The sequence below is a fragment of the Brevundimonas sp. genome (genome assembly GCF_032055285.1).
GTDB lineage: Bacteria > Pseudomonadota > Alphaproteobacteria > Caulobacterales > Caulobacteraceae > Brevundimonas.
Genome location: NZ_DAMBRE010000001.1, coordinates 206,750 through 219,946 on the forward strand (window position 1 = coordinate 206,750; position 13,197 = coordinate 219,946).

Here is a 13,197-nt window from a genome sequence, read left to right on the forward strand (position 1 = left end):
CGCCCCCTCCCTATCTTGGCCGCATGTCCATTGCTCGCCTAGACAGCCGCGCCCTGATCCACGTCACCGGCCCTGACGCCCGCCCCTTTCTGCACAACCTGCTGACGCAGGACGTGGAGACGCTGGACCCCGGAGCCCTGCGCTTCGGCGCGCTTCTGTCGCCGCCCGGTCGGCTGCTGTTCGACCTCTTCCTGTGGGGCGAAGAGAACGGCGTGGTGCTCGACGTGGCGGCCGAGCGTCGCGACGCTCTGGTCCAGCGCCTGTCGATGTACAGGCTGCGCTCCAGCGTCGAGGTCATGCCGATTCCCGACGCCGTCTTCGTCGCCTGGAATGAGACGCCCGACGGCTTCATCCCCGATCCTCGCCTGACCGAACTCGGCGGCCGCCGCTGGGGCGACCAGTGCGAGACCGACGCCACCGAGGCCGACTGGCAGGCGCACCGCCTGGCTCTGGGCGTGCCGGACCCCACAGCGGACACGCTTCTGGACAAGACCTATCCCATCGAGGCCGACTTCGACCTGCTGAACGGCATCGACTTCCACAAGGGCTGCTTCATCGGTCAGGAAACGACCTCGCGCATGAAACGGCGCGGCACGATCAAGAACCGCATGATGGCCATCGCCTTCGACGGCCCCGCCCCAGAGCGCGGCGCCGAGGTGCTGAACGGCGACCTACGCGCCGGCGAGGTCATGACCGGCGCCGACGGCCGCGCCATCGCCCTGATGCGTTTGGACCGACTGGAGGGCGATCTGAGCGTCGACGGCCGCCCCGTGCGCGCCGAGAGGCCCGACTGGATCCCTGATTTTCAAGGCTAATTTCAGAAGATCGGAAAATCTACTTGTCATGATGTAAAAGTCGCTTGACGCAGAACACGGCATTGGTAAAGTTCACTTGTCACAACGACAGGGGAGCTTGTCATGAACACCGAAACCAAGGCCGCCGCCGCCAACACCAAGAAGATGAACGACCTGGCCGTCGGCCTGTGCGCCCTGGTCGTCGTCTCCTCCGGCCTGACCGTCGCCACGCCCTTCTGGCCCGCCCAACTGGGCAGCGCCCCGCAACTGGGCGTGGTCCTGCTGGCCGCCGCCGTCGCCGTCTTCTCCGCCATCCACAGCCTCTACTGGTGGCGCGCCCTCGATGAAGCCGCCAAGGAAGCCCACAAGTGGGCCTGGTGGTGGGGCGGCAACCTGGGCATGGTGATCGGCGGCGCCGGCGTCGTGGCCGCCGCCCTGATGGACGTGAACCTGCTGCCGGCCTTCGTGCAGCGCTCGGACGCGGCCCTGGTCGCCGCCGGCGTCGTCGGCCTCTTCGCGGCCCAGGCCGTCGGTTACGGCGTCGCCTGGTGCGGCTGGTGGATGGCCCGCCGATGACCAGCGAGTTCGTCAACCGCCTCAAGGTCTTCCGCGCCGAGCGCAACTGGACCCAGGCCGATCTCGCCGAACAGCTCGGCGTCTCCCGTCAAACCGTCCAGGCGCTGGAAAAGGGCCGCTACGACCCCTCCCTGCCCCTGGCCTTCCGCATCTCCCGCCTCTTCGGCCGACCGATCGAAGCCATCTTCGTTCAGTGAAGCCGGCGCGGCCCCGCGCCCGCCAACCGTCAAAACACACCGACATTCAAAGGACTACACCATGACCTGCGCCAACCGCATGGGCCAAGCGACCCAACACGTCTCCAACCTCGCCCTGGGCGTCTGCGGCGCCCTGCTGATCTGCGTCGCCGTCATGCTGATCCCCAGCCCCGGCCAGGCCGCCGCCTGGTTCGACGCCCCCGCCGCCGCCGTCGCCGCCCGCTGAGCCCCTCATTTTCAGGACCAGACCCATGTTCAATCTCTACTCCGCCATCGTCGAACGTTTCTCGGGCTTCGCCCTGGGCCTGTGCGGCGCCTTCCTGATCGCCACGGCCATCGAGGCGGTCCCGACCTTCGGCCACAGCCAGCCCGCCGCTGTCGCCGTCTCGACCACGCACTGATCTTCCGGCCCGCCGGGCCGACGCCTTCGCCGACTTGATCGGCGCCTTTCCAAACACCCCGACAATCCAAGGACGATCCAATGACCCTCGCCAACCGCATGGGCCGTACGGCCAATCACGTCTCGCGCATGGCCTTCGGCGCCTGCGCCGCCCTGGCCGCCAGCGCTGCACTGGCCGCCTTCCCCGGCGCCGCCCACGCCCAGCAAGCCACCGTCCCGGCCGCCGCCGTCGCCGCCCCCGCCATCCCCCGCGCCGAGGGCGCCGGTCCGCCGCTGTGGGTGGTCAGGGACGCGGACTCCACCGTCTATCTGTTCGGGACCATCCACTATCTGCGCCCCGGCACGGCCTGGGGCTCGGACAAGGTGGACGCCGCCTTCGCCAGCGCGGACCAGTTCTGGGTCGAGGTGGCCGATCAGGACGACCCGAGCGTGGCCGCCGTCGCCCAGCAGCACGGCGTCACCCCCGACCGCCCCTTGTCGTCGATCCTGTCGGCCGAGGACTTCGCCGCCTTCGACAAGGCCGCCCAGGGCGTGGGCGCCAGCGGCGCGGCCATGGACGCCTACCGCCCCTGGCTGGCCGCCTTCATGGTCGCCGGCACCGCGCCGATCCAGGCCGGCTATCGCCCCGACGCCGGGGTCGACAAGACCCTGATGGACCGCGCCCGCGCCGAGGGTAAGACCATCCACGGCTTCGAGACCGCCGACATCCAGTTGCGCCTGATCGCCGGGATGAGCGAAGAGGCCCAGATCGCCTATCTGAACAACTATGTCCGCAACGGCGGCCAGATCGTGCCCAAGCTGGATCAGACCGTCGCCGCCTGGCTCAAGGGCGACGCCGCCGAGGTCGGACGCCTGAACCGCCTCGACACCCGCGACATCCACGAGGACGTCCACCGCGCCGCCCTGATCGTGCGCAACGCCGACTGGACCGACCAGATCGAGACGATGATGCAGGGCTCCGGCTCGGCCTTTGTCGCCGTCGGCGTCGCCCACCTGGCCGATCAGGACAGCCTCATCGACATGCTGAAGGCGCGCGGGTTCACGGTCGAGCGGCTGTAAGTTCAGACTTCAACCACGCGAGAGGCCCGGCGGAAACGCCGGGCCTTTTTGCTTGTTTTCCTTCCGTCATCCTCCGGCGAGCGGAGCGAGACCGGGGGATGACGGAGATGATTGTTCCCCTTGCCTAACTGGAACATTCCGGCAACATCGAGCCATGACCGAATCCGAAAAGGCTGAAGGCCGCTGCGGCTGGTGCGGCACGACCGACCCGCTCTACATCGCCTATCACGACACCGAATGGGGCGTGCCCGAGTACGACCCCCGCGCCCTGTGGGAGAAGCTGGTGCTGGACGGCTTCCAAGCCGGGCTGGCCTGGATCACCATCCTGAGAAAGCGCGAAGGCATGCGCGAGGCTTTCCACGGCTTCGATCCCGAGATCATCGCCCGCTACGACGACGCCGACCGCGCCCGCCTGCTGGCCGACCCGCGCATCATCCGCTCACGCGCCAAGATCGACGCCGCCATCAACGGCGCCCGGATCTGGCTGGAGATGCGAGACAACGGAGAGGACTTCTCCGCCTGGCTCTGGTCCTTCGTCGATGGAAAGCCTCTGGTGAACCAGTGGAGCCACTTCCGCGAGGCCCCGACCCAGACGCCCGAAAGCGTCGCCATGGCCAAGGCCCTGAAGGCCCGCGGCTTCAAGTTCTGCGGCCCTGTCATCACCTACGCCTTCATGCAGGCGGTCGGCATGGTCAACGACCACCAGACGACCTGCTTCCGTCATGGGGAGGTGGGCAAGGCGGGCGGCTCAGGGCGCGTCGCCAAGGCCTGATGGCGGGGTTAGACGTGGGTCCGCTTCCGATCCGCCCTACCTTTCTAAAAATTCACGGGTCAGTTTGCTGTAGGCGTTCGATGCTGGCGTAAGCGGAAACTGGGAGTGCGCCATGGCGAAGCTTCAAGTGCTCGGAACGACCCTGTTGTTGTGCTCCGTGATCGTCGACGCAGCTTTCGCTCAAGGCGCTGCGCCCATCACGGATCGGGACGTGGTCGGGGCATGGACCCTGGCGATCACACCCGCCGACCGACAGGACGTCAGCATCACCTTCAAGGCCAAGGACGGGAGGCAGCAGCTCGACTTTCCGTTGACCGTTACGGCCCTAGCCAGTGGCCGGCTCTCGTGCGTCGTCGACGGCGATCCCGCTGAATGCCGTGTCAGGGATGGCAGGCTGATCGTGGTCGTGGCCGAAAACGGCGTCCGCATGACCTTCACCCTGGCGGAGCGGACACGGACCGGCTTTCGCGGCGACGCCAGCTTGAGGGTCCGCCTGCTGCCGATTGGAGGTCCTATCGGCGTCGTGAACATGGCCCGCCGATAGGGCAAGGCCCGCCGCCCTTTCGTCACGCCGAGGTTCGTGGCACTGACGCGCGATGAAGCCGCCCAAAGCCTCCGCCAGGATCGACCGCCCCTTCCCCACCCTGATGCTGGAGCTGGAGGCTCGCGCGACGTGGAACGGTCACGTCTGCGGCGTGGACGAGGCGGGGCGCGGGCCTTGGGCGGGACCGGTGTCGGCGGCGGCGGTGATCCTGAACCCGGACGACCTGCCGCCCGGCATCGACGACTCCAAAGCCCTGACGGAGAAGCGCCGCGCCTTGCTTGAACCCGAGATCAAGGCCCGCGCCCTGGCCTGGGGCGTCGGCTTCGCCTCGGTCGAGGAGATCGACGAGCTGAACATCCTGCACGCCACCGGCCTGGCCATGCGCCGCGCGGTCGAGGCCCTGGCCCATCCGCCGGTTCACGCCCTGGTGGACGGCAACTATCGTTTCAAACTGCCGTGCGCGGTGACGCCCGTGGTCAAGGGCGACAGCCGCTCCCTGTCCATCGCGGCGGCCTCCATCCTGGCCAAGACGGCGCGGGATCGGCTGATGATCGAAATGGATGCGACCTATCCGGGCTACGGCTTCGCCAGCCACAAGGGCTATAACGCCCCCATCCACCAGACCGCCCTGCAGACTCTCGGCCCCTGTCCGGCGCATCGCCGCAGCTGGGCGCCGATCAAGGCCCTTCTGGACGCGGCCTAGCCGCCCGTCGCGCCCGCGACCAGCAGGCCCAGGATCACGACCACCGCCGCGACCAGCACGATAAACAACCAGTTCGGCAGTCCGTTCGGCGACCGTCGACGGGATGCGGAAGACTTGTCAGGCGTACGATCGGTCGAGGCACTCATGCCGCCTGTAACCGCATCCCCGCGTCTTGGTTCCGCGTCAGGCGGCGACCGGCAGGCGCAGTGGCTTTTCGGTCACGACGAACAGGTGCTCGACATTGCGCAGCCGCCCGACGGCCCCGACCTTCTCGCCCTTCAGGTTGTGGATGCCGATGCGGGCGCCGACGTAGCGGGGGCGCGGGATCTCGACCACCTGGACATGGCCGCGCGCCGACAGCATGGCCGTCAGGTCGTCGCGGCTCAGATAGCCCTCGTCGTTGAAGCTGACGATCAGGTTGGGCGTCTTCAGCCGCTCGACCACGGATTGCAGGGCCGGGCCGATGCCGGGGCGGCTGTTGAACGGGCTCTTGCGGGTCTTCACGTCCACCCGCTTGTTGGCCACGCCATAGGTCTCGGGCTTGTCCCACAGCACCAGGCTTTCCCAGCAGTGGTAGTTGGCCAGATAGGAGTGCTGGTTGTAGGGCGGGTCCAGATAGACCAGGTCGGCCTCGACCTGATCGGCGATCTCGACCGCGTCGCCCTGGGTCGCCTTGCACGGCCCGGCGGCCACGCCCGGCCGCAGGTCCGGCAGGCGCAGCTCCAGCGGCTTCAGCGCGCGTGGCGCCCAGCGCTTCATATAGGCCATCTGCAGGCCCGCCGTGGAATCCACCCGGTCCGCCGCCTCCATCAGGGCGACCAGAACCACGGCCTTCAGTTCCGGCTCCAGCCCCATGGCCTCGATGCGAGTGCGCATGGCGTCGATGCGGGCGCCGTTGTCGGGATGGAAGAAACGGGCGTCCTCGCAGAAGGCCTTGGTGAACCATCCGGCGTCGGGCGTCACCGTCCGCAGCTCAGCCAGGATGACCTCTGCCTGCGCCGCCCAGCGTTCACGGTCGGCCTGGACATAGGCCGTGGCGAGCGTGTGGGCATAGGCGTTGTGGTCGTTCGACCAGACGCGGAAGCCCTGCCCCTTCAAGGCATGACCGACGCGGGCCGAGCCGGAAAACAGGTCGCAGACCGTCCCGCCGTCCGGCAGGGCGGCGCGCACCGCACCCGTGACATGGCCCAGAAGCGCGCGCTTTGAGCCGATGTACTTGATCATTCCGTCCCGTCAGGTCTTCCGGGCGCGCTTCGCCCCTTGCGGAACATGGGCCGGAGCATGGGCCAGACGCAACAGATTCGCGGCTCCCGGCGCGCCGAAAGGCGTTCCGGCCAGGATCAGGATGCGCTGACCGGCCTCGGCCAGGCCATAGGTCATGGCCGCCTCGACCGCATCGTCGGTCAGGCCTTCCAGCGAGGACGGCTGGTCGCCCAGACGCGGCTCCAGCCCCCAGACCAGGGCCAGACGGCGCGCCGTCTCCGGCTTGGGCGTCAGGGCCAGAACGGGCTGCAGCGGCCGCTCGCGCGACATGCGCCGCGCCGTGCCGCCCAGGGTGGTGAACACCACCATGCAGGCGGTCGAGGCGGCTTCGGCGGCCTTTCTCGCCGCCGCGACCAGGGCGTCGACGTCGTGGATGTCCATGCCCGCGTGCTCGGCGTCCATCAGACCCGGCCACAGGGGATCGCGCTCCACCCGCTCCATGATGCGGTTCATGATGGCGACCGACTCCAGCGGATAGTCGCCCGAAGCCGTTTCCGCCGACAGCATCAGGGCGTCGGCGCCTTCATAGACGGCATTGGCCACGTCAGAGGCCTCGGCCCGCGTCGGAGCGGGCGCGCTGGTCATCGACTCCAGCATCTGAGTCGCCACAATGGCCGGCACGCCGCGCTGGCGGGCGGCGCGCAGGATCTTCTTCTGGGCCACCGGCACTTCTTCGGGGTCCATCTCGACGCCCAGATCGCCGCGCGCGACCATGACGCCGTCGCAGTAGTCGAGGATGCTCTCCAGATCGTTCAGGGCCTGGGGCTTCTCGATCTTGGCCAGACAGGCGGCCTGACCGTTCACGATGCGCTTCAGCTCGGCCATGTCCTCGGCCTTCTGCACGAAGCTGAGGGCCACCCAGTCGACGCCGAGACGCAGGGCGAAGGCCAGGTCCTCGCGGTCCTTGGGAGTCAGGGCGGACACCGGGATGACGGCCTCCGGCACGGCTACGCCCTTGCGGTCCGACAGCTTGGAGCCGCTCTCGACCGTCACGTCGGCCCATTCGTCGGTGCGCTCGCCGACCCGCAGGCGGATACGCCCGTCGTCGATCAGCAGCAGCATGCCGGTGCGCAGGGCCTTGAAGATTTCGGGATGCGGCATCTGCACCCGCGTCTCGTCGCCCAGTTCCGGGTTCAGGTCGAAGCGCATCCTGTGGCCGGGCTTGATGGCGATCTCGACGTCGGCGAAGCGGCCCAGCCGCAGCTTGGGCCCCTGCAGGTCGGCCAGAACCCCCAGCGGACGCTTCAGCGCCATCTCGGCGCCGCGCACGGCCTTCAAGGCCGCCGCGTGATCTTCATGCGAGCCATGGCTGAAGTTCAGACGGAAGACGTCCACTCCCGCCTGGGCCAGCGCCTTGACGGTCGCGGGCGCGCGGCTCGCGGGTCCAAGGGTCGCGACGATGCGCGCGCGGCGGGCTCTGTTCATAGTGTTTCCTCAAGGCGGCTCTGACGGCCATGGCCTCCCCTCAGAGGCCTTGATCCCTTGTGCCAACGAAAAGCCGGGGGCGTAAGACCACGCCCCCGGCTGGAAACACGAGTTTATGAGGCTGAAACACGACGTTACGGCCCTCAGGCCTATTTGGCCTCGCAACGCCCCGCGGCGAACTGCGGCAGGTCCATGCAGCGGCCGTCCACCGCGTCCGTCGGCTTGACCCCGATCAGGTGAGCCAGGGTGGGCGCGATGTCGATGGTGCGCATCGGCAGGAAGCGCTCCTGACCGTTCGCGCCCGGCCACCAGAAGATGATCGGCACGCGGCGGTCATAGTCCCAGGGCGAGCCGTGGCTGGAGATGGCCGAACCGATCCGGCCCGCCCCGGTCAGCCCCGGCTGATAGGAGCGCATGATGTCCGGCGAACGCCCGGCCACAGCCGACAGACGCAAGCGCTGGCGCACGCTCAGTTCCTCGGGGTTGTCCGAGGCCGGCGCCGGCTCGGCCAGCAGTTCATCGCGCGACACGGCCAGGGCCACCTGCGGCTCGGCGTTCAGCAGTTCGACGGCCGCGGCCAGAACCTGGCTGCGCAGCGGCTCGGCCAGCGACTTGTGATCCGCCCCGACCACGACCAGACCGCCGGCCGAGGAAACCAGCGGATTGGCGTCCAGGTTGAACCGGGCTTTCAGCGCATCATTGACGCGCGGCATCAGGGCGCGATCCACGCGGCCCGCCGTCGGATAGCCCTCGACCGAGGAACGCTCCGGGAAGTCCGAGCCGCCGTGGTCGGCGGTCAAGGTCACGATCACGCCGCCGGGGATGGTGGCCAGCTTGTCGAGGAAGACGCCCAGGGCCGCGTCGAGGCGCAGCATCTGCTCGCACATCTCCGGCCCTTGCGTGCCGTAGCCGTGGCCGATGCGGTCCGTGGCCGACAGGCTGACGCCCAGCATGTCGGTGACGCCGCGACGGCCCAGTTGCTGCTCCTCAAGTAGAGCAGCCGCGCCCTCCAGCGTCAGCTCGTCCAGCATGGGCGAGCCTTCCAACGTGTCGTCCGCCGGCGGCAGGGTCGAGTTGAAGGTCTGGCCGCCGATGACCCACTGGCCTTCCAGGCGACGACAGGCGTCATGCTGATAGTTCCAGACCGGCGCCGAGCGGCTGAACCGGTCGATCATCCGCGCATTGATCGCCGCCACGGGCGCCAGCCTGGCCTCGGCCGACTGGCCCGGTTCGACATAGGTGGTGAAGCCGAAGCCCTCGGTCAGCCAGAAGGCCCCGTCGGCCTTGTGCCCGGCCAGGTTGATAGCACCGCGATCCTTGCCCGAAATGCCGAAGACGCGGCTTCGCGGGCTGACGGTCTTCAGCCAGTCGCCGAGCGTCGAGGCCTTCAGCTGATCCGGGCCGACCGGACCGTTGTCGGTGTTCTTGCCGTGCGCCAGGGTGTTCTGCGGCGCCGCCAGGCAATAGGTCTCTTCGCCCGTCGTGGTGTCGATCCAGTCGTTGGCCGGGATGCCGCTGTGCGTGGGATGGACGCCCGTCAGGACGGTGGAATGCCCGGCGCAGGTCACGGTCACACCGTGGGTCTGGTAACCGTTGATCGAAACCATGCCCTGATCGGCCAGGGTCTTCAGACCGCCGGTGAACTGGCTGCGGTACTGGTTGAACAGATTGGCGCTGAACTGGTCGATCACCAGGGTCACCACCAGGGCCGGGGCCGCGCGCTCGGCGCTTGCGGCGCTGGCGACCGGCTGGGCCGCCTGCTGGGCCATAGCCGGAAGGGCCGCGCCCGCCAGAAGGGCGAACGTCAGGGTCGAGGCCAGAACACGACTACGGATCATCATGAGCACCAATATCGAAAAGCGGTGTCGGGTGATTACCGTCAAGACGCCGTCAACGCGACTTCCAAATGGCGCCGCCTTGCGCCCCCCAGCGCCCATCGCTCGTGGAACGCGGCAATGAGGCGGAAGTGCTACCAAAACGCCGCACTCTGTCCTCATTCGTATCGCGACTTCGCCATACTTCTTGCCTTGCCACGCAGTTGTCATATGGAGGCGATGCGGCGGAAGGACGCCGTTCACCCAGAGGATTCTCTGGGAGGGGAAAGAAAAAAATGAAAACCACAAAAACACGTCTGATGGGTTCGACCCTGATCGCTGGCATGGCAGCCGCCGCGGTGATCAGCGCGGCGCCCGCAGTCGCCATGGCTCAGGAAGACCAGGCTACCAACGTCGGCGAGATCGTCGTCACCGGTTCGCGCATCCGCCGCAACCCGACCAATTCGCCGACGCCCCTGATCCAGATCGGTCAGGAAGAGCTGCTGCAGTCGGGCGAAGTCAACGTCATCGACTTCCTGGCCGACATCCCGGCTCTGTCGACCTCGCAGGTCCCGGAAGACACCACGGGTTCGAACCTGAACGACGGCGGTCTGTCGCTGCTGAGCCTGCGCGCCCTGGGCGCCGTGCGCACCCTGGTCCTGGTGGACGGCCGTCGTCACGTCGGCTCGAGCCCCGGCTCGCTGGCCGTCGACGTCGACACCATCCCGCGTCTGCTGGTCGCCAACACCGAAGTCATCACTGGCGGCGCCGCCGCCGTCTACGGCGCTGACGCCGTCTCGGGCGTGGTCAACTTCATCACGCGCAAGGACTTCGACGGCCTCGAGATCGACGGCTCGATCGCCGAGATCAACCAGGACCATCAACTGAGCGAGCGTCTCTCGGTCTTGTGGGGCCAGAACCTGATGGACGGCCGCCTGAACTACTATGTGTCGGGCGAATATCAGCGCAACGACGAGGTTCTGGATTCCGACGTCGATTGGCGCCGTGAGTCCTGGGCCCTGATCGGCAATGACGCCGATCCGTCCAGCGCCCCCTCGGACGGCATTCCGGACCAGATCCTGATCCGCGACGCCCGCACCTATATCCGCGGCACCAACTTCGGCGGCGTCACCATCCTGTCGACCGGCACCAAGCCCAGCATCGCCAGCGACCCGGATGTGCCGTTCCAGACCTGCTCGGCCACGACCTTCTCAGCCAACTGCTTCTCGCTGGCCCCGTCGAACCGCCTGGACAACGCCTACCTCTATAACGACCAGGGCGTGTCGCGTCCGGTCACCTTCGGTTCGATCCGTCAGGGCTCCGGCTTCACCCGCAACGTCAGCAACGGCGGCGAAGGTCAGGTCGCGAACACCGAACAGGGCCAGGCCAGCCGCCTGCCGGAATCGGAGAACTACCGCTTCCAGACCGGTCTGAACTTCGACATCACCGACCGGGTCAGCCTGTTCGCCGAAGCCAAGTACGTCGAGGAAGAAACCTACGACGCCGGTCAGCGCGTCTTCCACGACTTCAACATCCGCAACCTGGCCGCCAACACCGTCGGCGCCATCACGTCGACCTCGGCCTTCGAGATCGGCCTGGACAACGCCTATCTGCCGGCTGACGTGCGTCAGGCCATCGCCAACAACCGCCGCGACATCTTCAATTCGGCCGGCGTGGTCACCAGCACGGTCGCCGACGCCCGCGCCCAGCACAAGCTGTACGGCCCGGTCCGCAACCAGCAGAACACCCGTGACCTGCAACGCTACGTCGTTGGTCTGCGCGGCGACGCCGGCGACATCGGCTTCGTCAAGGACGTCAACTGGGAAGCCGGCTACACCTACGGCGAGATGAACAACTCGAACCGCGAACTGGGCGTGGACGTGGTCCGCTACCAGGCTGCGGCCGACGCCGTCATCGACGTCGCGGGCAAGGTTCACGGCAAGCCGGGCGAAATCGTCTGCCGCGTGCAACTGATGAAGGCCAACGGCATCGCTGTGCCGGACGCCGTGATCAGCGTGGGCGGCGTGCCGACCACCTTCTCGCGTCAGGGCGCTGTCATCGACGACTGCTCGCCGGTCCGCGTCTTCGGCCCGAACGGCTTCACCCAGGAAGGCCTGGACTATCTGCAGGCCGCCGTCACGGTGACCGACCAGAACAAGCAGCATGACTTCATGGCCTACACCTCGGGCAAGCTGTGGGACTTCTGGGGCGCCGGCCCGATCGGCGCGTCGATCGGCTATGAGTACCGCAAGGAAATCACCAGCGGCACGGGCCGCGACCGCGACACCGCCGGCCGCTTCCTGTTCCTGAACTCCGGTCCCGACTTCGAAGAAGCCAGCTACGACACCAACGACGTCTTCGCCGAAGTCAGCATCCCGCTGTTCCGCGACAGCTTCCTGGGTCGTTCGGCCGAGATCAGCGGCGCCTACCGCTTCTCGGACTACTCGCACGTCGGTCAGCAAGAGACCTACAGCGGCCAGTTCCAGTGGCGCCCGGTTGATCAGTTCATGTTCCGCGCCACGACCGCCACGGCGATCCGCGTGCCGAACCTGGGCGAGACCAACGAGCCGCTGGGCGAGACCTTCGCCAACGGCTTCAGCGACCCCTGCTCGGCCGTGGTCATCAACAACCTGGCCGACCGTTCGATCGCCGCCAACCGGATCGCCAACTGCGGCGCCCTGGCCAGCGCTGCGGGCCTGAACCTGAACTTCGCCGACGCTTCGGCGTCCAACGCCTACCTGCCCAACTACGGCAGCGGCTCGGTGTCGGGCCTGGCCGGCGGCAACCCCTTCTTGAAGCCCGAAACCTCGGAAAGCTTCACGATCGGCGGCGTCTGGACCCCGGACTATCTGCTGCCCAACCTGTCCGTCGTGCTCGACTACTATGACATCGAGATCAACGACGCGATCGCCTCGGTGACCGCCCAGAACGCCGCCAACCAGTGCGTCAACGGCACCTCGGTCAACACCGGCGCCTGCGCCACCCAGACCCGCGACGCCACCTCGTTCCAGGTCACGAGCTTCATCCAGGGCTCGCTGAACTATGCGGCTCTGACGGCCAAGGGCGTCGACTTCACGGTCGCCTACCGTACCGACCTGCCGGAGTTCTTCGGTCGCAACTGGGGTTCGTTCAGCCACTCGATCCGCGGCAACTGGCTGATCGAGCAGCACGACTTCGTCAACATCGACGACCCGACCGACTCGTCGGACTTCGAAGACACCGTCGGCATGCCGCGCGTGCGCTTCCTGTCGACCGTCACCTGGGCGCCGATCGACACCCTGGCCTTCACCTGGGATTGGGACTGGCAGGCCAGCCAGGAAATCCTCGACAAGGACAACCTGGTCGCCAACCCGGACCTGTATGAAACCGCCAAGTACCTGGAAACGGGCGACTTCTCGCAGCACGACTTCTCGGTGCGCTGGGCGGCTCGCGACAACCTGACGGTCCGCGCCGGCGTGGTGAACGTCTTCGACGCCGAACCGGCGCGCTGGCTGGGCAATACGACGGCGGACAACTTCGACCTGTTCGGACGTCGTTTCTTCCTGAGCCTGAACTACCGCCCGTTCTAAGCCTCCAGGCTTGAACGGAAAGGGCGGCGAACTTCGGTTCGCCGCCCTTTTTGCTGTCCACGACATGCTGGCCGACGGCCC

14 protein-coding genes are annotated in these 13,197 nt (G+C 67.5%); 10 read left to right on the forward strand and 4 right to left on the reverse strand.

Annotated elements, in window-relative coordinates:
- Nucleotides 1–23 precede the first annotated feature (23 nt).
- From RTY13_RS01055 to RTY13_RS01095, 9 genes are all read left to right on the forward strand, one after another.
- Nucleotides 24–815: a folate-binding protein gene (locus RTY13_RS01055; protein ID WP_312780521.1), complete on the forward strand. Its 792-nt coding sequence runs from the start codon at nucleotides 24–26 to the stop codon at nucleotides 813–815.
- A 102-nt stretch (nucleotides 816–917) separates the two neighbouring features.
- Nucleotides 918–1,370, forward strand: a complete 453-nt coding sequence (locus tag RTY13_RS01060) for a hypothetical protein (RefSeq protein ID WP_312780522.1) — start codon at nucleotides 918–920, stop codon at nucleotides 1,368–1,370.
- Nucleotides 1,367–1,567, forward strand: a complete 201-nt coding sequence (locus RTY13_RS01065; protein ID WP_292033751.1) for a helix-turn-helix transcriptional regulator — start codon at nucleotides 1,367–1,369, stop codon at nucleotides 1,565–1,567. Before RTY13_RS01060 ends, RTY13_RS01065 begins: the two co-directional genes overlap by 4 nt.
- A 61-nt stretch (nucleotides 1,568–1,628) precedes the next feature.
- On the forward strand, nucleotides 1,629–1,793 hold the full coding sequence (locus RTY13_RS01070; RefSeq protein WP_312780523.1) for a hypothetical protein: 165 nt from the start codon (nucleotides 1,629–1,631) through the stop codon (nucleotides 1,791–1,793).
- A 25-nt stretch (nucleotides 1,794–1,818) separates the two neighbouring features.
- Nucleotides 1,819–1,968, forward strand: a complete 150-nt coding sequence (locus RTY13_RS01075) for a hypothetical protein (RefSeq protein ID WP_312780524.1) — start codon at nucleotides 1,819–1,821, stop codon at nucleotides 1,966–1,968.
- Between the two features lie 80 nt (nucleotides 1,969–2,048).
- A complete protein-coding gene (locus RTY13_RS01080; protein WP_312780525.1) occupies nucleotides 2,049–3,026 on the forward strand; it encodes a TraB/GumN family protein in 978 nt (325 codons plus the stop codon).
- A gap of 154 nt (nucleotides 3,027–3,180) precedes the next feature.
- Nucleotides 3,181–3,798, forward strand: a complete 618-nt coding sequence (locus RTY13_RS01085; RefSeq protein ID WP_312780526.1) for a DNA-3-methyladenine glycosylase I — start codon at nucleotides 3,181–3,183, stop codon at nucleotides 3,796–3,798.
- A gap of 112 nt (nucleotides 3,799–3,910) precedes the next feature.
- Nucleotides 3,911–4,342, forward strand: a complete 432-nt coding sequence (locus RTY13_RS01090; RefSeq protein ID WP_312780527.1) for a hypothetical protein — start codon at nucleotides 3,911–3,913, stop codon at nucleotides 4,340–4,342.
- A 52-nt stretch (nucleotides 4,343–4,394) separates the two neighbouring features.
- Nucleotides 4,395–5,045 (forward strand): ribonuclease HII, encoded by a 651-nt coding sequence (locus RTY13_RS01095; protein ID WP_409450264.1) that lies wholly within the window; start codon nucleotides 4,395–4,397, stop codon nucleotides 5,043–5,045.
- Here the strand turns inward: RTY13_RS01095 and RTY13_RS01100 are convergent.
- The 4 genes from RTY13_RS01100 to RTY13_RS01115 form a co-directional block, all read right to left on the reverse strand.
- Entirely contained in the window at nucleotides 5,042–5,191 is a 150-nt protein-coding gene (locus RTY13_RS01100) for a hypothetical protein (protein WP_207825687.1), read from the reverse strand. The genes RTY13_RS01095 and RTY13_RS01100 overlap by 4 nt on opposite strands.
- A gap of 37 nt (nucleotides 5,192–5,228) precedes the next feature.
- Nucleotides 5,229–6,269: a DNA adenine methylase gene (locus RTY13_RS01105; RefSeq protein WP_312780529.1), complete on the reverse strand. Its 1,041-nt coding sequence runs from the start codon at nucleotides 6,267–6,269 to the stop codon at nucleotides 5,229–5,231.
- A gap of 9 nt (nucleotides 6,270–6,278) precedes the next feature.
- Complete coding sequence (gene pyk / locus RTY13_RS01110; protein ID WP_312780531.1) at nucleotides 6,279–7,733, reverse strand: pyruvate kinase; 1,455 nt, start codon at nucleotides 7,731–7,733, stop codon at nucleotides 6,279–6,281.
- 149 nt (nucleotides 7,734–7,882) lie between these two features.
- Nucleotides 7,883–9,571, reverse strand: a complete 1,689-nt coding sequence (locus RTY13_RS01115; protein ID WP_312780533.1) for an alkaline phosphatase family protein — start codon at nucleotides 9,569–9,571, stop codon at nucleotides 7,883–7,885.
- Between the two features lie 272 nt (nucleotides 9,572–9,843).
- Between RTY13_RS01115 and RTY13_RS01120 the strand changes: the two genes are divergently transcribed.
- Nucleotides 9,844–13,116: a TonB-dependent receptor domain-containing protein gene (locus tag RTY13_RS01120; RefSeq protein ID WP_312780535.1), complete on the forward strand. Its 3,273-nt coding sequence runs from the start codon at nucleotides 9,844–9,846 to the stop codon at nucleotides 13,114–13,116.
- Nucleotides 13,117–13,197: the final 81 nt, after the last annotated feature.

What these genes read in the sequence shown, in the direction of transcription:
- RTY13_RS01060 (WP_312780522.1), top strand. Translation starts at nt 918, where the DNA reads ATGAACACCGAAACCAAGGCCGCCGCCGCCAACACCAAGAAGATGAAC.
- RTY13_RS01070 (WP_312780523.1), top strand. Translation starts at nt 1,629, where the DNA reads ATGACCTGCGCCAACCGCATGGGCCAAGCGACCCAACACGTCTCCAAC.
- RTY13_RS01080 (WP_312780525.1), top strand. Translation starts at nt 2,049, where the DNA reads ATGACCCTCGCCAACCGCATGGGCCGTACGGCCAATCACGTCTCGCGC.
- RTY13_RS01120 (WP_312780535.1), top strand. Translation starts at nt 9,844, where the DNA reads ATGAAAACCACAAAAACACGTCTGATGGGTTCGACCCTGATCGCTGGC.
- RTY13_RS01075 (WP_312780524.1), top strand. Translation starts at nt 1,819, where the DNA reads ATGTTCAATCTCTACTCCGCCATCGTCGAACGTTTCTCGGGCTTCGCC.
- RTY13_RS01055 (WP_312780521.1), top strand. Translation starts at nt 24, where the DNA reads ATGTCCATTGCTCGCCTAGACAGCCGCGCCCTGATCCACGTCACCGGC.
- RTY13_RS01085 (WP_312780526.1), top strand. Translation starts at nt 3,181, where the DNA reads ATGACCGAATCCGAAAAGGCTGAAGGCCGCTGCGGCTGGTGCGGCACG.
- RTY13_RS01065 (WP_292033751.1), top strand. Translation starts at nt 1,367, where the DNA reads ATGACCAGCGAGTTCGTCAACCGCCTCAAGGTCTTCCGCGCCGAGCGC.
- RTY13_RS01100 (WP_207825687.1), bottom strand. Translation starts at nt 5,191, where the DNA reads ATGAGTGCCTCGACCGATCGTACGCCTGACAAGTCTTCCGCATCCCGT.
- RTY13_RS01090 (WP_312780527.1), top strand. Translation starts at nt 3,911, where the DNA reads ATGGCGAAGCTTCAAGTGCTCGGAACGACCCTGTTGTTGTGCTCCGTG.
- pyk (WP_312780531.1), bottom strand. Translation starts at nt 7,733, where the DNA reads ATGAACAGAGCCCGCCGCGCGCGCATCGTCGCGACCCTTGGACCCGCG.
- RTY13_RS01095 (WP_409450264.1), top strand. Translation starts at nt 4,395, where the DNA reads ATGAAGCCGCCCAAAGCCTCCGCCAGGATCGACCGCCCCTTCCCCACC.
- RTY13_RS01105 (WP_312780529.1), bottom strand. Translation starts at nt 6,269, where the DNA reads ATGATCAAGTACATCGGCTCAAAGCGCGCGCTTCTGGGCCATGTCACG.
- RTY13_RS01115 (WP_312780533.1), bottom strand. Translation starts at nt 9,571, where the DNA reads ATGATCCGTAGTCGTGTTCTGGCCTCGACCCTGACGTTCGCCCTTCTG.